We start from the raw sequence: 17,066 nt of genomic DNA on the forward strand, positions 1-17,066 counted from the left end.
TTTATACTTGCTGCGAGGCAAACGCTTCGGCCAGAATCAGGTCTTCGGGGGTTGTAATTTTGATATTGCGGTAACTGCCTTCCACTAAAACAATCTTTTCGCCCAGCGCTTCTACTACCGAGGCATCATCGGTAAAAAAATCCTGTTCGGGTTGCTCGTACGCATTGCGCAGTATACCTGCCTGAAAACACTGCGGTGTTTGTACCAGTTTATACTTGGTGCGCGGCACAGCCATACTTCCCTCCTCCGTCACTTCCCGGATCGAGTCTTTGGGTGCTACGGCCACCACACCGTTTCCATACTTGGCGGCGGCTTCGTAAGCAGCTTTTATAATAGTGGTTTCTATAAAAGGCCTCACGCCATCATGCACGGCTACCAGGGCCTCTCCTGTAATAACATCGAGTCCGTTTTTAACAGAGCCAAACCGGGTAGCGCCACCTGCCACCACCATATGAAACACCTTGAACGCATGTTCTCGACAAAGCTCCCGCCAGGTGTCCAATTGGCTTTCTGGCAATACCACTACCAGTCTTATCGCAGGGTTATAAGTATAAAACTTGTCTATGGTATGCATCAAAATTGGTTTGCCAGCCACTTCTATAAACTGCTTGGGCAGACTTTGCTGCATCCGGCTGCCCGAGCCGCCGGCTACTATAATTGCATATTCTGGGAGTTGCGCCATGCTGTAAAGTTAGTTTTTTGAGTGCTGAGTTCCGAGTTATGAGTTACGAGTCCAGTATATTATACTTTAATGATGCTTGTATGCTTCGTTATTTTAACAAAAAGCCCGATGCTGGTGCGAGCTTGCAGCTCGTACCCCAATATAATCTGGCAAAAGTGTACCTCTCAGCAAGAAACTACGAGCTGCAAGCTCGCACCAGCATCAGTTTGATTTAGCACTAAAATAAATTATCCCGAAAACACAGTGCTACTTGCTTATAAAGTATAAAAAAGGCCCCGGTTCTTACGAACCGGGGCCTTTTTTATACTTTATAAACTTATCAGATAATCAGCATTACATCGCCGTAGCTAAAGAAACGGTAATTCTCTTTTACAGCTTCTTCGTACGCTTTCATCACCAGGTCATAACCACCAAAAGCGGCTGTCATCATCAGTAACGTAGATTCCGGCATATGGAAGTTAGTTACCAGTGCGTTTGCGATCTTGAAATCATACGGAGGGAAAATGAAACGATCTGTCCAGCCTTCGTTTGATTTTAAGCGGCTGTTAGCCGATACCGATGATTCTAAAGCACGCATGGTAGTAGTACCGATGGCGCAAACACGTTTTTTGCTGTCCAGCGCTTTGTTTACTCTTTCGGCTGTTTCGCCGGGTACCGAGAAGTTCTCAGAATCCATTTTGTGCTTGGTCAGGTCTTCCACATCTACCGGACGGAACGTGCCCAGGCCAACGTGCAAGGTTAACGGCGCAATATCAACTCCTTTAATTTCGAGGCGCTTCAGTACTTCTTTTGTAAAGTGCAGGCCGGCAGTTGGTGCAGCAACAGCACCGATATTTTTGGCATAAACCGTTTGGTAACGCTCTCTGTCTTCAGGCTCAGCTTCGCGCTTGATGTACTTTGGCAGTGGCGTTTCGCCCAGGTCGTTTATGGTTTTGTAGAATTCTTCGTCCGGGCCATCAAATAAAAACTTAATGGTACGGCCACGCGATGTGGTATTGTCGATTACTTCAGCTACTAAATCGCTTTCGCCAAAGTATAACTTGTTGCCAACACGTATTTTACGGGCCGGATCAACGAGCACATCCCACAGGTGAATATCTTTGTTGAGTTCGCGCAGCAGGAAAACTTCAATTTTAGCGCCGGTTTTCTCTTTATTGCCATACAAACGGGCCGGGAATACCTTGGTATCGTTCACCACCATTACATCGCCATCGTCGAAATACTCCAGGATGTCTTTAAAGATGCGGTGTTCAATCTTACCACTATCGCGGTGCAGCACCATCATACGGGCTTCGTCGCGGTTCTCGGCAGGGTGTGTGGCAAGCAGGTTTTCCGGAAGTTCGAATCTAAATTCGGATAATTTCATAAATTTAATATTACGGTATTAAACGCAGTAGCAAGGTGTTAATGACACTTTCAGGCTAAAAACTGAGCTGCAGGCACCTATTAACAAATTGCTGAGTAAAATCAAAAAATCAAAACGCAAATTTACTTAGTTTGGCTGAATTATTATTACTTTTAACAAAATTAGTTGTGCACCACTTCAGCTTACCCTTCCAGCAAGATGATCTACCTGCGTTTAGTAATAGAAAGTTTCCGGTTTGCCTGGCAGGCCCTGCAGTCTAATGTGCTGCGCACTACGCTTTCCTTATTAGGTGTTACGATCGGAATTTTTGCCATTATCTCTGTTTTTACCCTCGTAGACTCGCTGGAGCGTAATGTGCGCGATAGTATGAGCTTTATTGGAGACAAAGTATTGTATGTGGAGAAATGGCCCTGGTCTTTTGGGGGCAGCTATCCGTGGTGGAAATATTTCCAGCGGCCGGAGCCAACCGAATACGAATACAGGCAACTTGCCCGTAATCTGACCAACGATGCCGGTGTTACCATCACATCAACAAAAGGCAGTGCCACTTTAAAGTATAAAAACAACAGTATCTCGGATGCTTCTATCTCCGGGGTAACCTTTGATTATAACAAAGTAATAGAAGTGCCCGTGGAAACCGGCCGTTACTTTGTGCAGCAGGAAACAGACGCTGCCCGCAACGTAGCCATTATTGGTTCTGAGATAGCGACCTCCCTTTTTCCGCAGCAATCCCCGATCGGACAGCAATTTAAAGTAGCCGGTCAGAAATTTACGGTTATCGGGGTGCTAAAAAAACAGGGAGAGAACATGTTTGGCATTACGCTGGATAACCAGGCGCTGGTGCCTTTCGGGGCTTTCTCTAAAATGTATGACACCGGCCCGCAAGGAATTGGAAATCAGATTGCTATAAAAGGCATTGAATCTGACATTGGCCTGCAGGAACTGGAATATGAAGTGCGCGGCACCATGCGTAACATACGTGGTACCCGCCCCCGCGACGACGACAGCTTCGCGATTAACCGCCCGGAAATGGCCACGCAGGCTATCTCGGGTTTCTTTAGCGTGGTGGGCCTGGCCGGCTGGGTAATTGGTGGTTTTGCTATTTTGGTAGGTGGTTTTGGTATTGCCAACATCATGTTCGTGTCGGTAAAAGAGCGTACCAACATCATCGGTATTCAGAAATCGCTGGGCGCTAAAAACTATTTTATCCTTTTCCAGTTCTTGTTCGAGTCTGTTTTCCTGAGTGTGCTGGGCGGCGGCTTCGGCATCCTGCTGGTGTTCCTGCTCACCCTGATTCCGCAGGATGCGATGGAGATAACACTATCGGCAGGTAACATTATACTTGGTCTTGGCGTATCGGCGGTGATAGGTATGCTTTCGGGTATTATACCAGCCGTAATGGCTTCCAATTTAGACCCAGTTGTCGCCATCCGATCCAAATAAACTGCATTTATACGTTACCCTTTTAGTTATAACTTTTGCCTGCTCTTTTAGTATAGCAGGCAGCATTTAAATTTTTACGATGATGTGTGCCTTTACATGAAAGGCACAAAGGAGCTTTACTCCTGCTGATGAAGATGAATATTATGAAGAAATTAAGAAAAACCAGCAAAACCAAACTCAACGACGAGTCTCAGAACACGGGCAGCGGCCAGACCATTATACAGCCTGATATCAACGACAACAAAGCCAAATCTATCACAGATCTGCGCGAAAGCGGCCAGGTAACAGCCCCTCCTGCCTCAGAAGAAGATATTAAGATCAGACAGGCTTTTGTAGACAAAGACTGGAACGAGATCAAGATTGCCGACTCATGGCAGATCTTTAAGGTGATGGCCGAGTTTGTGGATGGCTTCGAGAAGCTAGGTAAAATTGGCCCGTGCGTTTCTATTTTCGGTTCTGCCCGCACCAAAGCAGACAACAATTACTACATCATGGCCGAAGAAATTGCCGCTAAACTGGTACGCCACGGCTATGGCGTTATCACAGGTGGTGGCCCGGGCATTATGGAAGCCGGTAACAAAGGAGCGCACTCCGAAGGCGGTAAATCGGTAGGCCTGAACATACAGTTACCATTCGAGCAGTTCAACAACATTTACATCGATGCCGATAAGCTAATCAACTTCGATTACTTTTTCGTGCGCAAAGTAATGTTTGTGAAGTATGCGCAGGGCTTTATCGTAATGCCAGGTGGTTTCGGTACGCTTGATGAGCTGTTCGAAGCGATCACGCTGATCCAGACACGCAAAATTGGCGCGTTCCCGATTGTGCTGGTAGGCCGCTCGTACTGGGAAGGCTTGTTCAAGTGGATCGAAGACGTGATGCTGAACGTGGAAAACAACATCCACAAAGAAGACTTAGACCTGGTACACATCGTAGACGATGCCACCGAAGCTGTTAAGATCATCGACGACTTTTATGGTAAATACCTGCTGTCTCCAAACTTTTAAGGTATTTATACTTTATACTTCAAAGCAGGCTCTCTATGCAGAGGGCCTGCTTTTTTTGTGTTTATACTTCTTCATCCAGCCTAAAGCCCATATAGCTTTCTTCTTGTTATGCATCTGGCAGTAAGCAGACTTATACTTCAAACAAACTGTATTTACCTAAACCTATTGCTCGAAAAAGCTGTTAAGAAGGGTTGGCACATTACCATCGTAAAGCGCCGGCATTTTTGTACATTTGCTATTTAAAATCAACGCACCCCGGATGGCTTTTAACCAGGCACAAGAGAACAACACAGGCACTGCTATCGCTTCTATGAACGGAGACGTACAACAGATCGAAGTATACGGTGCCCGAGAACATAACTTAAAAAACGTATCACTCACTTTGCCACGCTATAAGCTGGTTGTCTTTACTGGCATCAGTGGGTCGGGCAAATCGTCGCTGGCTTTCGATACCATTTATGCCGAAGGGCAGCGACGCTACATGGAAACTTTCTCGGCTTACGCCCGCTCGTTTATGGGTGGCCTCGAACGGCCCGATGTAGATAAGATCGAAGGACTGTCGCCGGTCATTTCTATCGAGCAGAAAACCACCAGCCGTAACCCGCGTTCTACCGTGGGCACCATCACCGAAATTTATGACTTTATGCGTTTGCTGTGGGCACGTACCGCCGAAGCGTTCAGTTATGAGACCGGCGAAAAAATGGTACGCCAGAGCGACGAGCAGATCGTAAATTTTGTACTGGATAATTTCAACGAAAAGCGCCTGGTTATACTTGCGCCCGTAGTAAAAGGCCGTAAAGGACACTACCGCGAGCTCTTCCAGCAGATACTTAAAATGGGTTTCCTGCGGGCTCGTATAGATGGCGAACTGGTAGAGATAACGCCTAAAATGCAGGTAGACCGCTACAAGATTCACGACATCGAAATTGTGATCGATAAAATTGTAGTGAAAGAAGAAGACCGCTACCGTTTATCAAGCTCTATCCAGAATGCACTGACGCACGGCAAAGGCACTACCCTGATACTGGATGTAGATGCCGACAAAACGCATTTCTTCTCGCGCCACCTCATGGACCCCGCTACCGGTATTGCCTACGATGATCCGGCTCCGAATTCATTTTCTTTTAACTCACCGTATGGTGCCTGCCCGGTTTGTAATGGTTTAGGTGAGATACAGGAAATAAGCGAGGAAAGCATCATCCCGGACAAGAATCTAAGTATACGCCGTGGTGGCATTGCGCCGCTGGGCGAGTACCGCGATATCTGGATTTTCAAGCAGATCGAAGCGTTGTTCAAGCATTTTAAAGTATCGGTTGCGACGCCGCTGAAAGATTTGCCTGCCGAGGTAATGAAGGTGTTACTCTATGGTCTGGAAGAAGACCTGGAAGTGAACACTAAAAAAGGCAACTATATTATCGAATTCGAAGGCATTGTCAACTTCCTGAAAGGCCAGATGGAATCTGATTCGGAAGGCATACGCGCCTGGATAGAAGATTATACCCAAACGACTACCTGCCCCGAGTGCAACGGCTACCGCCTCAAAAAGGAATCGCTTCACTTTAAAATAGACGGCAAAAACATAGGCGAAATTTCGGTACTCGATATTAAAAAACTGGCTACCTGGTTTAACAACCTCGAAGACAGAATAAGCGAACGCCAGAACGTAATCGCCAAAGAACTGCTGAAAGAAATTCGCAAGCGCATTGGTTTCCTGCTGGATGTTGGTTTGGATTACCTGAGTTTGCACCGCCCTGTACGTACGCTTTCGGGTGGCGAAAGCCAGCGCATACGTTTGGCCACGCAGATAGGAACGCAGCTGGTGGGTGTGCTTTACATCATGGATGAACCAAGTATAGGCCTGCACCAGCGCGACAACGAACGTCTCATAAATGCGCTAAAAGAACTCCGCGATCTGGGTAACTCCATTATTGTTGTAGAGCACGACAAGGATATGATCCTACAATCGGATTATGTGGTTGATATTGGCCCGGGTGCAGGTATACACGGTGGAAATGTGGTAACAGCCGGCACACCGGAAGAGATGATGAATGCCGGCACCACCACCGCCGATTTCCTGAGTAACCGACGCGGCATTCAGGTTCCACGTGTAAAGCGCACGGGCACAGGCGAAATACTCCGCTTATCAGGAGCTACAGGCAATAACCTGAAAAATGTGACGCTGGAGATTCCGTTGGGCAAGATGGTGTGTGTAACCGGCGTTTCAGGCAGTGGCAAATCTTCACTCATACACGATACGCTGTATCCTATCCTGAACACCTACTTTTTCCGGGCCAAGCGCGAACCGCTTCCTTACAAAAAAATAGAAGGCCTCGAGAAAATTGATAAAGTGATTGAAGTAGATCAGTCGCCGATTGGCCGCACGCCACGCTCAAACCCAGCCACGTATACCGGCGTTTTCACGGACATTCGTACATTGTTTGCGCAGCTGCCGGAAGCCAAGATCAGGGGGTATACGCCGGGCCGCTTCTCGTTTAACGTGAAAGGTGGCCGCTGCGAAGCGTGCCAGGGAGCCGGTATGCGCACCATCGAAATGAATTTCCTGCCGGATGTTTACGTGCCCTGCGAAGTATGCAAAGGCAAACGCTACAACCGCGAAACGCTGGAAGTACGCTTTAAAGGCAAAAGTATAACCGACGTGTTGGACATGACGGTGGAGCAGGCCGTAGACTTTTTCGAGAGCCAGCCACGTATTCTGCGACGCATCCAGACGTTATTTGAAGTTGGTCTGGGCTATGTAACGCTCGGGCAACAGGCCACTACCTTGTCGGGTGGCGAGGCGCAGCGTGTAAAACTGGCAACCGAGTTATCGAAAAAAGATACTGGTCAGACCTTATACATTCTGGATGAGCCCACAACCGGACTCCATTTCCAGGACATCGAACACCTGACCGAAGTATTGCACAAGCTCACCAATAAAGGTAATACCGTGCTGATCATCGAACACAACCTCGATTTGATCAAAATTGCAGACCATATCATTGATATTGGCCCGGAAGGTGGCGATGCCGGTGGTACAATTGTAGCGCAGGGCACGCCCGAGGAAGTGGCTGCAACAGGCTTAGGTTATACTTCCCGCTTCCTTAAAGAAGAACTGAGTACCAGCCACTACATAGAGTAAGTACTGCATTCTTTATACTTTGAAAAAAGCCGCAACCATACTTTATGGCTGCGGCTTTTTTTTGATTTTGGTGTGCTTTGGATTTGTAATCAGAAAGTATAAACTGTGAAGCTGTTTAGAGTTTTTAAACAAAAAAATTACTGCGGCCCTTGCTGTGTGTTTTCACCAGCAAGCTCCTGTTGGTTAAAGTATAGTTGTCGGTGAAAACACCAACAGCGGCGGATTGAGGCGCTATAATTGAAAACTCTAAACAGCTTCTGTTTTATACTTCATTAAGCTGCAATCAGAAGCGTCAATATTATTTCAAACATAAACCGCTAAAGTATAAAGAATGGCTTTTCTCTAAATGTTGTCGATTGATTCGGCCAGGCGCTCGGAGCTGGCTAAGTGTTGCTCTATAAGCGGAACCTGCCTGGAGGCATACTGTTTTACTTCCATTACCTTGCCGTTAGCCGCCATATCTTTGTACCTGGCCAATAGTTTTTCGTGTTGCTCTACCATCTCTTTGATATAAGCCAGATCAAAGGCAATGCCTGTTTTATCGTTTATATCCTGGTAACTATTCTGCTGGGCGTTGCCAAGGGTGGAAGGCAGCACAAAATCAGCAGTTGAGGCTAATTGCCGCAGTTCTTCCAGCATTTGCAGGTGGGCCTGCTGCATTTGCTGCGACAAGCCTTTTACTTCGGGACTAACCGCTTTTTCAGAAGCTGCCTGTGCCAGTTGTTCCTGCAGCATCAGCACACTGGCTGTTTCAGCTACAAATAAAGCATCGTTTTCCATGCCCTTCACACCGGCCTGCTCAAATTGTTGTACGCTCTGGTCTGCTGCCTCTTGTATGCTGTCGTTAGAACTACAGCCTGCGCTGCCGAGCATTATCCCTAAAAAGAAAGTATAAAGTATAGCTTTTGCCATCATAGATGAGTTTATAAAATTAAAAAAAGCACCTGCAAGTTTATACTTACAGATGCTTTCTATAGTTATCAAAACCTTTTAACAGGCTTAGTTACGTGGTGTGCTGGCGTTATCATTTCCTTTGTTCATCGATTCGTCCAGCTTTTTGGCATGGTCCAAGTGCTGGCGTAAAACTGGCAATGTAGTAGTTGCAAACGTTTTTACTTCAGCATCTTCCTGGTTATTAGAAGCATCCTCGAACAAACTAACCGCTTCTTCGTGCGAACTTACCATCAGGTCTGCATACGATTCGTCGAACTCCGCACCGGTTTTTTCACGAAGATCATTTAATTTCTCCATGTGCTCGTTGCTCATGCTATCCGGCAGTACTACGCTTTTTTTAGCGGCAAGGGCTTTCATATCAGTGCTGGCTTTGGTATGGTCGGCTACCATTTTCTTTCCATAATCCTTCACCTGCTGGCTCATGCCCTTTTCCTGTGCAAGCTTGCCTGCTTCTATTTCGAGCATGCTGCTGCTGGCGGCTCTGGTCATAAAATCCGATTGGTCTATCTTTACATCTTCCATCGGAGTATCTTCGGCCATTTGTTCGTTTGTTTCCTGAGCGTCTTCTACAGCACCCTGATCCTGGTTACAGGCAACGGTTCCAAATAAAAACGCACTAGCTATTATTCCTGTAAATGCAATTCTTTTCATAGTTTTAGTTCTTTGTACTTTTCGACTTTACTTAAATCATACAGATATACGCCTAACTGCACCCGATGTTTTATTTAGTCGCTTATTTATAGTTATTAGCATTCTTTTTAGCGCAGTCATGCAGCAACCAGAAAGTAAAAATGTTTTATTTCATATAAGATGGATTTTTATCTTCAGATTGTTGTTCTGACAAAAATCCTACTTACATTATCGCATATTTTTACACAATCAGTTTTTATGAAAAAAGAGAAATGGATCTTCTGCCTTTTGCTGCTGGTTTTGCCCTGCACGATGGTTCTGGCTCAGGACCAGGATGATGAAGAAGAGACTAGTTATGGCAAGGAGATTTACATCGAAAGAGACCACGACCGCCACCTGAAACTTTACCCTTTACATGCCGGCGAAATACACCTTGGCTATGAAAAAATGCGCGCAGCCCGCGTATCAAACGAGGTGGATGTGGCTTATGTATACCGTAGCTACCTGAAAAGCGATGATTTCTTTCTGCCCGAAGAGAAAAAGGTGAAAGGTATGAGCGTACGGTTAAGCCAGCGTCATTTTACTTCTAAAAAAAGAAGAGGCACTCCCTTCGGGTTTTTCCATGGGCCTATGTTTGGTTACCGCTACCTGGCTTTTGAAGATAATGCATTTGAATTGCCTGAGCTTTCGCCTTCAGACCCCGACTACCGGTATGTGGGCCAGCTTACACAGCACTCCATCGACCTGAGTTACCAGCTGGGATGGCAATTTAAACTGAGCCGCCATTTCACAACAGAGTTATCGCTGGCTATGGGCGCGCGCGCTAAGTATGCAAAAGCGGTTGGCGCCGCCGAGTTGCTTGGAGAGAATATTATCGGCCATGTTTTTAAGGAAGATGATAACTCTGCGATGCTGATCACGCCAGTGCCGCAACTTAAATTTGCTGTAGGATATTCGTTCTGATGCTTTCAAAGTATAAAAAAAGCCGGCATATTAGCCGGCTTTTTTTATATGTACAGTATCTGTTTACTCGCCTTTAAACTGCGGTTTCCTTTTTTCGTTGAAAGCAGTAACTCCTTCTTTATAATCTGCAGAACTTCCGGCTATTTTCTGGCAGTGCGCTTCATAATCCAGCATTTCATCTAAAGTAGAGTTAAACGATTTATTCAGCATCTTCTTCATCAGGCCGATGGCTTTTGTCGGGCTGGCAGCATAGCGGGCAGCTAACTCTGCTACAGCGTTATCCAGTTCTTCGGGGGCTACTACTTTGTTTACTATCCCTAACTCCAGTGCTTCCTGCGCCGATACTTTAGAACCCAGCGTACTCAGCTCAAACGCTTTAAGCGAACCTACTACACGCGGTAAAAAGAACGACGAACCCGAATCCAGCACAAGCCCTACGTTTACAAACACTTCGATCATACTTGCCGCCGAAGAAGCCACGATCAGATCGCAGGCCAGTGCCAACGAACAACCTGCACCGGCCGCTACGCCATTTAGTTTACAGATGATCGGTTTTGGCAGATTACGCATCGCCCGGATGATGGGATTGTAGCGCTTTTCCAATGATTCAGACAGATCGCGTTTCTCAGCGCTCGCAATGGCTTTCAGATCCTGACCGGAACTGAATGCTTTGCCGGCACCGGTAAGTACAACTACACGCACATTGGCATCACGCGCTACCTGTTTCAGGGCATCCTGCAGGTCGTAGCTCTGCTGGTCGTTGAAAGCATTAAATACATCCGGTCTGTTAAGCGTAATGGTGGCCACACCATTCTCTACTGTATATAGTAAGCACTCGTACGTCATGTTTTTCAGGTTTAGTTTGTAATCAAAAGTACTAAATCATGTTTTATCTGCAAGTATGAAACGGCTTCCCGTGCTAAAGTAAACTTACCAATGACGCTGTAACCGAAAGTATAAACCCGCTGAAAAAACCGGTATATACCTGGGCTGGCGTGTGTACATGCAAGGCCAGCCGTGCCGAAAGCACTGCTCCCGATAACAGCATGGTAACCGCAATTGGCAAGATTAGAAAAGCATCCGGAGCAAGGTGGCCTAAAACCAGCAATAAACCTAAACTACCGCCCAACCCAATACCGTGAGCACTCACTTTCCAGAAAAAAGAGATGATATAAGTCAGGAAAACGGAAGCTGCCATAATGCCCATCACAAAGTAAAATATAGCATCGAACCCAGCCTGGCTCCGGAGCAGGTATGCTGTTGTACCGTAACAAAGGCCCGTAAAAAGCAAGGGAGAACTGCGTTGCTCGCGCTTTTCCATCTCCATGGAGTCGAGCTGACCGGCACGCACCATAGCATACGCGCCAATACCTGGTATCAGAAAAGTTGTAAAAAAGATCAGGCCAAGCACCAGCCAGCGGCTTTGCTGCGGCAGCGAGAGCATTGAAGCAGGTAAGTAATAAAGTATAAGCGCAAAAATGTAAGTCGGCATTAGCAACGGGTGAAAAACTACCGACAACAACTGCGCTAGAGAACGATTCACTTTTGAATAATTACGAATTAATAATTACGAATTAATAATTGACTAGAACGAATCTTAAATGGAGTCACAATTGAGTTGCAGGAGTTGAGAAATTTATACTTTAGATTTGTAATTCTTAACTCGTAATTCGTAACTAACTTAAAGTTCTTTCCTTAACCTGGCTACCGGAATATTAAGTTGTTCCCTGTACTTGGCTACGGTGCGGCGGGCAATGTTATAGCCTTTCTCGTTCAGGATCTGCTCTATCTTTTCGTCGGACAACGGTTTGCGCTTGCTTTCGCCTTCTATAATTTCTTTCAGGATATGTTTTACTTCGCGGCTGCTGGCATCTTCGCCGGAGTCGGTGGCAATCCCTTCGGAGAAGAAATACTTGAGCGGGTAAATACCAAACTCGGTTTGTACGGCTTTGCTGTTGGCTACACGGCTTACGGTACTGATGTCCATGCCAATTTCTTCGGCAATGTCTTTCAGGATCATCGGACGTAATTCGCTTTCATCACCTTCCAGGAAAAACGCATGCTGGTACTTTACAATAGCTTCCATGGTGCGCAGCAGTGTGTTCTGCCGTTGGCGAATGGCATCTATAAACCACTTGGCCGCATCCAGTTTCTGCTTTACAAACGTTACCGTTTCCTTCAGCTTCTTATCTTTTTTGTCTGATTTATCATAGGCATCAAACATATCGGCATACGAGCGGCTAATGCGCAGGTCCGGGGCGTTGCGGCCATTCAGAGAGAGTTCTAGCTGGCCGTTATTATTGGTAAGCATAAAATCCGGAATGATGTACTGGATGCGCGTCATGCCGGCGCCGGCGCCACCCGGTTTCGGGTTCAGCTTCACAATCACGTCCACTGCCTTCTTCAGCTCTTCTTCCGTAATATTGAACTTGCTCTGTATTTTTTGGTAATGCTTTTTGGTAAACTCATCGAACGTTTCGGAAATGATGCGCTCGGCTAATATAGTAGTATCATCCTGCTCGCGGCGGTGCAGTTGCAACAACAGGCATTCCGGCAAGTCGCGGGCACCAATACCAGCCGGATCAAAAGTCTGGATCATGTGCAGGATGTCTTCTATCTCCTCTTCCGTGGTTTCTACATTCTGAGAAAAAGCCAGGTCGTTTACAATAGAACTCAGGTCGCGGCGTATGTAGCCATCGCTGTCTATACTTCCGATCAGCTGCATACCAATCGTATACTGCTTATCGTCGAGGCTCAAGAAACCGAGTTGGTCCAGCAACGAATCGGTCAGCGAGGTGGTCATAGCGATTGGCATTTCGCGGTCGTCTTCATCTTCGCCGCCGCGGTCGCCCTGCATTTTGTACCCGCTTATTTCGTCATCGTTCAGGTAATCGTTTATGTCAACATCGTCGTTGCTGCTGCGGTCGTCTTCGCTGTCATAATCGTCCTGGGTGTTGTCTGATGTATCGTCTGAAGTGTTGTCCACGCCTTCTTCCAGCACCGGGTTTATTTCCATTTCCTCTTTTATGCGCATCTCTAATTCGGCGGTCGGGATCTGCAACAGCTTGATGAATTGTATCTGCTGCGGCGACAGCTTCTGGGACAAAAGTTGTTTAAAATCGAGGCGCTGCATAGTAGTTAAATGGTAATAAGTGCTTGTGTGTGCGTATTCAAATTTAGGTTAATTTTACTGGCATTTACAAAAAAGGTTAAAATATCGTTACTTTGGAAGATTCCGGAAACGGGGCAACTACCGCTTTTCAGTTTACACCACGTATAACGCTGCTTGCCATAATTTACATGCACATTACTAGTGTATAGTTTTTTATTTATACTTTTAACTATTAACCAAAGTCTGCTCGGCAGATAAGCGACTATAATTTTTTTACATGCAACGCACAAAGATAAAAGACCTGCTAACGGGTGCCGAAGCAGGCAACCAAGTACTGCTGAAAGGCTGGGTGCGCACCAAGCGCGGCAACAAATTCGTGAACTTTATTGCCGTAAACGATGGCTCTACCATACATAACCTGCAGGTTGTAGCCGAAGCGGATAAGTTCAGCGAAGAAACCCTGAAAGATGTGACCACCGGTGCAGCAGTTGTTGTAACCGGCGAGCTGGTGGCATCGCAAGGCAAAGGGCAGGCATTCGAGATACAGGCAGCAAATATAGAAGTGGTAGGCAAAGCCGATCCGGAAACCTATCCGCTTCAAAAGAAAGCACACTCATTGGAGTACCTCCGCGAAATTGCTCACCTGCGTTTCCGGACGAACACGTTCGGGGCGGTTTTCAGGGTACGTAACACGTTGGCATTTGCGGTGCACAAGTTTTTTAATGAGCGCGGCTTTGTGTACATGCACACGCCTATCATCACAGCTTCTGATGCGGAAGGTGCCGGCGAAACGTTTCAGGTTACCAACTTCGACCTGGATAATATGCCCCGCACCGAGGATGGCAAAATCAATTTCGCTGAAGACTTCTTTGGCAAAGCAACCAACCTGACCGTTTCCGGACAGCTGGAAGGCGAGCTGGCTGCCATGGCCTTCAGTGATATTTATACTTTCGGGCCAACGTTCAGGGCTGAAAACTCGAACACGGCGCGCCACCTGGCCGAGTTCTGGATGATCGAGCCTGAAATGGCGTTCCATGACCTGAAAATGAACGCCGACCTGGCCGAGGCTTTCATCAAGTATATTATCCGCTACGCTTTAGAAAACAACCGCGACGATATCGAGTTCTTAGGCCAGCGTTTAGTAGAAGAAGACAAAGCCAAACCGCAGAACGAGCGCCAGGAAATGACCCTGATCGAAAAGCTGGAGCTTGTAGTGAACAACGACTTTGAGCGCGTAACCTATACTGAGGCCATTGAAATTCTGCTGAACTCTTCGCATTACAAAAAGAAGAAATTCCAGTACGATGTAAGTTGGGGCATTGATTTGCAGAGCGAGCACGAGCGTTACCTGGTAGAAAAGCATTTCAAGAAGCCGGTGATTGTTACTGATTACCCGAAAGATATCAAAGCGTTTTACATGCGTCTGAACGACGATGGCAAAACTGTAGCGGCCATGGATATTCTGGCACCAGGCATCGGCGAGATTGTAGGTGGCTCACAACGCGAAGAACGCTTGGATTTGTTGGTTGAGCGCATGAAAGCCGTTGGCATACACGAAGAAGACTTGTGGTGGTACCTGGATACGCGCCGTTTTGGTGGCTGTCCGCACGCTGGCTTTGGGTTGGGCTTCGAGCGTATGGTCCAGTTTGTAACAGGTATGGGCAACATCCGCGATGTTATTCCTTTCCCGAGAACACCAAAGAACGCAGAGTTTTAATCTCCGGTTTTATACTTTAGAAAAGGCCCGGCTATACTTTAGCCGGGCCTTTTTTATTGGTATGGCTTAAGCATTAAGCTATACTTTACATACATCAATTTTATATTCTGCGGATGCCGCCCTTGCTGCGTGCTTTCACCAGCAAGTATTTCCAGGTTGGGCAAGTATAAATTCATAAATGCAGGTGAAAATACTAACAACGGTGAAAGTATAAATCACTCTAAAATTGTAACCCAACGTGTAGTCCACATTAAACTTAAAAACATATTCCCGGTTCTGGTAAGTAGCTGTTACTTATTTCCAAAATCATACTTTATAGAGGCAATTATGCTATTATTTGGCTGAATTTTTGCTCTTTACAAGTACAAATCATTTAAGAATCTATCTATATGCGTAAGATAATTTTAGCACTATTTTTTCTGGGTTTGTTTGCCACCACAGCCAGTGCCCAGAAAGAATTTGCAAGTATAGAATTGCAGATGCGGAATGCTGAAGATCTGGTTACGGTGGCAGACGATGAAGGCTATGTGTGCGTTTACTTTTTCCAGGGCGGTAACCTTAATTTCAGGCTGCTCTCACCTACTGGTAAACAGATAGCTCAGCATGAAGTACCCTATCGTTTCAGCCAGGACCCACAGATACTGGGCACCCGCGTAACTGATGAGGAGTTTATTTTTTACAGCCGCCACGTTAACGGCCGCCGCGAGTATGTGCGCCCGTTTGCCATTAACCGCCAGACAGGCGCTTTCAGAAGTATACAGGACCAGCTGCTGAAAACAGAACGCAACTTTACCTTTATTGGTGGCTTCGGCGATAAAGAACATTTTTACATGCTCTACACCGACCGTAAGTATAACCTGCACCTCTTCCGGGATTCGGATGCGGAAGTGGCGCAACTGGAGCGCAGAACCTTTGAAGATAAAATGCCTCGTGCCCGCGACCGCGACAGCCGTTTAGCAGACCTGATCTATGTGTACCCGGATATGGAACAATCTGTATTTACGGGCCACCACCGCAGCAAAATCTACGCGCGCGGCGATAAGATTTACATGATCTTTGACGGCTACCAACTGAAAGGCGAAAAAAACAAAGCTACCACCGAGATCCTGACACTGGACTGGAACACAAACCAAACCGACTACCGCACATTACCTTTTATTGAGCAGAAGAATGAGCCGGTTTTCAACTCGTTCCTGTTTGAGAATACGCTTTTCCGGGTGCAGCTGGAAAAAGAGGAGATGAAGTTAATGGCTTTTGATTTTACGACGCTTCAGCCTAAAAAAGAATACAACTACCAGGGCGAAGAAGAGATCACGATTAAAGCCACGCCTGTGCTGCAGCGCGGAGCCAAATCTTTGTTCTCATCAGATAAAACCATTATCGAGAAAACATCCAAGGTAATGAAAAAGCTGGCCAGCGGTGTACCTGCCATTACAGTAGATAATTTCACGGATAACTCGATACAGTTAACAATTGGCTCTTATGAAGCGCCACAACGCAGCAACATGTACAACGATGCAACCCGTATGGTGCAAACACCAACGCGCTATATGCAAACTTCGCGTGGCCTGATGCTGATACCGGGGCGTTGGGTGCCCGCTTACAGTATCCCGAATTATTACCTGAACTCGCCTTACTACAGCCGCTATTTTTATGACCCGTACAGGCGCAACAATACCATGCAGCCTGTTGGCCCGGGAACCAGCACATATTTCAGGGCGGTACTGGATGGTGATAATTTAGAGAAGGTAAGTATAGACAAAGACATGGTGCCGCTGCCCGAACGCATTATGGCTTTTGAAGAAGAACTAAAACCCGAGCCGGACTTTAAGACCATGTACCGTTACGGCGATAAACTGCACTACGCTTACTACGACCGTAAAAACAGAACATTCAGGATTATGGAGTTTGCCTTAGGCGATAAACCGCAGGAGCAGAACCAACAGCAGTAATTTTTATAATGCATTATAAAACGGCCTCACTGGTAAAAACCGGTGAGGCTGTTTTGGTTTTATACTTGATGAAAGTTTATACTTTGCAAAACTTATACAAG

The 17,066-nt window shown here is 46.5% G+C and carries 13 protein-coding genes; 6 read left to right on the forward strand and 7 right to left on the reverse strand.

Going from position 1 to position 17,066, the window contains the following annotated elements; genetic code table 11:
• Nucleotide 1: 1 nt before the first annotated feature.
• Entirely contained in the window at nucleotides 2-682 is a 681-nt protein-coding gene (locus DP923_RS03480) for a 2-C-methyl-D-erythritol 4-phosphate cytidylyltransferase (protein ID WP_112304370.1), read from the reverse strand.
• A 319-nt stretch (nucleotides 683-1,001) separates the two neighbouring features.
• Entirely contained in the window at nucleotides 1,002-2,048 is a 1,047-nt protein-coding gene (gene queA / locus DP923_RS03485) for a tRNA preQ1(34) S-adenosylmethionine ribosyltransferase-isomerase QueA (protein ID WP_112304372.1), read from the reverse strand.
• Between the two features lie 198 nt (nucleotides 2,049-2,246).
• Here queA and DP923_RS03490 point away from each other — a divergent pair, with 198 nt between their 5' ends.
• The 3 genes from DP923_RS03490 to uvrA all read left to right on the forward strand — a co-directional run bounded on the left by DP923_RS03490 (nucleotide 2,247) and on the right by uvrA (nucleotide 7,637).
• Entirely contained in the window at nucleotides 2,247-3,491 is a 1,245-nt protein-coding gene (locus DP923_RS03490) for an ABC transporter permease (protein ID WP_112304799.1), read from the forward strand.
• Between the two features lie 128 nt (nucleotides 3,492-3,619).
• The gene (locus DP923_RS03495; protein ID WP_239020924.1) at nucleotides 3,620-4,498 is read left to right on the forward strand and encodes an LOG family protein; all 879 of its coding nucleotides are present in this window, start codon (nucleotides 3,620-3,622) and stop codon (nucleotides 4,496-4,498) included.
• A 259-nt stretch (nucleotides 4,499-4,757) separates the two neighbouring features.
• Nucleotides 4,758-7,637: an excinuclease ABC subunit UvrA gene (gene uvrA / locus DP923_RS03500; protein ID WP_112304374.1), complete on the forward strand. Its 2,880-nt coding sequence runs from the start codon at nucleotides 4,758-4,760 to the stop codon at nucleotides 7,635-7,637.
• Nucleotides 7,638-7,979: 342 nt separating this feature from the next.
• Here uvrA and DP923_RS03505 read toward each other — a convergent pair whose 3' ends face one another.
• Nucleotides 7,980-8,621, reverse strand: coding sequence for a DUF4142 domain-containing protein (locus DP923_RS03505; protein ID WP_239020925.1), 642 nt, complete (start codon nucleotides 8,619-8,621; stop codon nucleotides 7,980-7,982).
• Nucleotides 8,622-8,636: 15 nt separating this feature from the next.
• The gene (locus tag DP923_RS03510; protein WP_112304376.1) at nucleotides 8,637-9,242 is read right to left on the reverse strand and encodes a DUF4142 domain-containing protein; all 606 of its coding nucleotides are present in this window, start codon (nucleotides 9,240-9,242) and stop codon (nucleotides 8,637-8,639) included.
• A 237-nt stretch (nucleotides 9,243-9,479) separates the two neighbouring features.
• On the opposite strand from DP923_RS03510, the gene DP923_RS03515 reads away from it, so the two are divergent.
• On the forward strand, nucleotides 9,480-10,184 hold the full coding sequence (locus tag DP923_RS03515) for an ABC transporter ATP-binding protein (protein WP_125047630.1): 705 nt from the start codon (nucleotides 9,480-9,482) through the stop codon (nucleotides 10,182-10,184).
• Between the two features lie 63 nt (nucleotides 10,185-10,247).
• Here DP923_RS03515 and DP923_RS03520 read toward each other — a convergent pair whose 3' ends face one another.
• The 3 genes from DP923_RS03520 to rpoN all read right to left on the reverse strand — a co-directional run bounded on the left by DP923_RS03520 (nucleotide 10,248) and on the right by rpoN (nucleotide 13,317).
• The gene (locus DP923_RS03520; RefSeq protein WP_112304380.1) at nucleotides 10,248-11,030 is read right to left on the reverse strand and encodes an enoyl-CoA hydratase-related protein; all 783 of its coding nucleotides are present in this window, start codon (nucleotides 11,028-11,030) and stop codon (nucleotides 10,248-10,250) included.
• A gap of 73 nt (nucleotides 11,031-11,103) precedes the next feature.
• Nucleotides 11,104-11,676 carry a hypothetical protein gene (locus DP923_RS03525; RefSeq protein ID WP_112304383.1) on the reverse strand — a complete coding sequence of 191 codons (573 nt, stop codon included), beginning with the start codon at nucleotides 11,674-11,676 and terminating at the stop codon, nucleotides 11,104-11,106.
• 189 nt (nucleotides 11,677-11,865) lie between these two features.
• Nucleotides 11,866-13,317 (reverse strand): RNA polymerase factor sigma-54, encoded by a 1,452-nt coding sequence (gene rpoN / locus DP923_RS03530; protein WP_112304385.1) that lies wholly within the window; start codon nucleotides 13,315-13,317, stop codon nucleotides 11,866-11,868.
• 256 nt (nucleotides 13,318-13,573) lie between these two features.
• On the opposite strand from rpoN, the gene asnS reads away from it, so the two are divergent.
• Nucleotides 13,574-15,013, forward strand: coding sequence for an asparagine--tRNA ligase (gene asnS, locus DP923_RS03535; RefSeq protein WP_112304387.1), 1,440 nt, complete (start codon nucleotides 13,574-13,576; stop codon nucleotides 15,011-15,013).
• A 389-nt stretch (nucleotides 15,014-15,402) separates the two neighbouring features.
• Complete coding sequence (locus tag DP923_RS03540) at nucleotides 15,403-16,965, forward strand: hypothetical protein (protein ID WP_112304389.1); 1,563 nt, start codon at nucleotides 15,403-15,405, stop codon at nucleotides 16,963-16,965.
• Nucleotides 16,966-17,066: the final 101 nt, after the last annotated feature.

Source organism: Pontibacter arcticus, from assembly GCF_003284895.1.
In the GTDB taxonomy this organism is placed as follows: Bacteria; Bacteroidota; Bacteroidia; order Cytophagales; family Hymenobacteraceae; genus Pontibacter; species Pontibacter arcticus.

Excerpts from the sequence above, each read along its gene's own strand:
- DP923_RS03480 (WP_112304370.1), bottom strand. The coding sequence starts at position 682 with ATGGCGCAACTCCCAGAATATGCAATTATAGTAGCCGGCGGCTCGGGC.
- queA (WP_112304372.1), bottom strand. The coding sequence starts at position 2,048 with ATGAAATTATCCGAATTTAGATTCGAACTTCCGGAAAACCTGCTTGCC.
- DP923_RS03490 (WP_112304799.1), top strand. The coding sequence starts at position 2,247 with ATGATCTACCTGCGTTTAGTAATAGAAAGTTTCCGGTTTGCCTGGCAG.
- DP923_RS03495 (WP_239020924.1), top strand. The coding sequence starts at position 3,620 with ATGAAGATGAATATTATGAAGAAATTAAGAAAAACCAGCAAAACCAAA.
- uvrA (WP_112304374.1), top strand. The coding sequence starts at position 4,758 with ATGGCTTTTAACCAGGCACAAGAGAACAACACAGGCACTGCTATCGCT.
- DP923_RS03510 (WP_112304376.1), bottom strand. The coding sequence starts at position 9,242 with ATGAAAAGAATTGCATTTACAGGAATAATAGCTAGTGCGTTTTTATTT.
- DP923_RS03515 (WP_125047630.1), top strand. The coding sequence starts at position 9,480 with ATGAAAAAAGAGAAATGGATCTTCTGCCTTTTGCTGCTGGTTTTGCCC.
- DP923_RS03520 (WP_112304380.1), bottom strand. The coding sequence starts at position 11,030 with ATGACGTACGAGTGCTTACTATATACAGTAGAGAATGGTGTGGCCACC.
- DP923_RS03525 (WP_112304383.1), bottom strand. The coding sequence starts at position 11,676 with ATGCCGACTTACATTTTTGCGCTTATACTTTATTACTTACCTGCTTCA.
- rpoN (WP_112304385.1), bottom strand. The coding sequence starts at position 13,317 with ATGCAGCGCCTCGATTTTAAACAACTTTTGTCCCAGAAGCTGTCGCCG.
- asnS (WP_112304387.1), top strand. The coding sequence starts at position 13,574 with ATGCAACGCACAAAGATAAAAGACCTGCTAACGGGTGCCGAAGCAGGC.
- DP923_RS03540 (WP_112304389.1), top strand. The coding sequence starts at position 15,403 with ATGCGTAAGATAATTTTAGCACTATTTTTTCTGGGTTTGTTTGCCACC.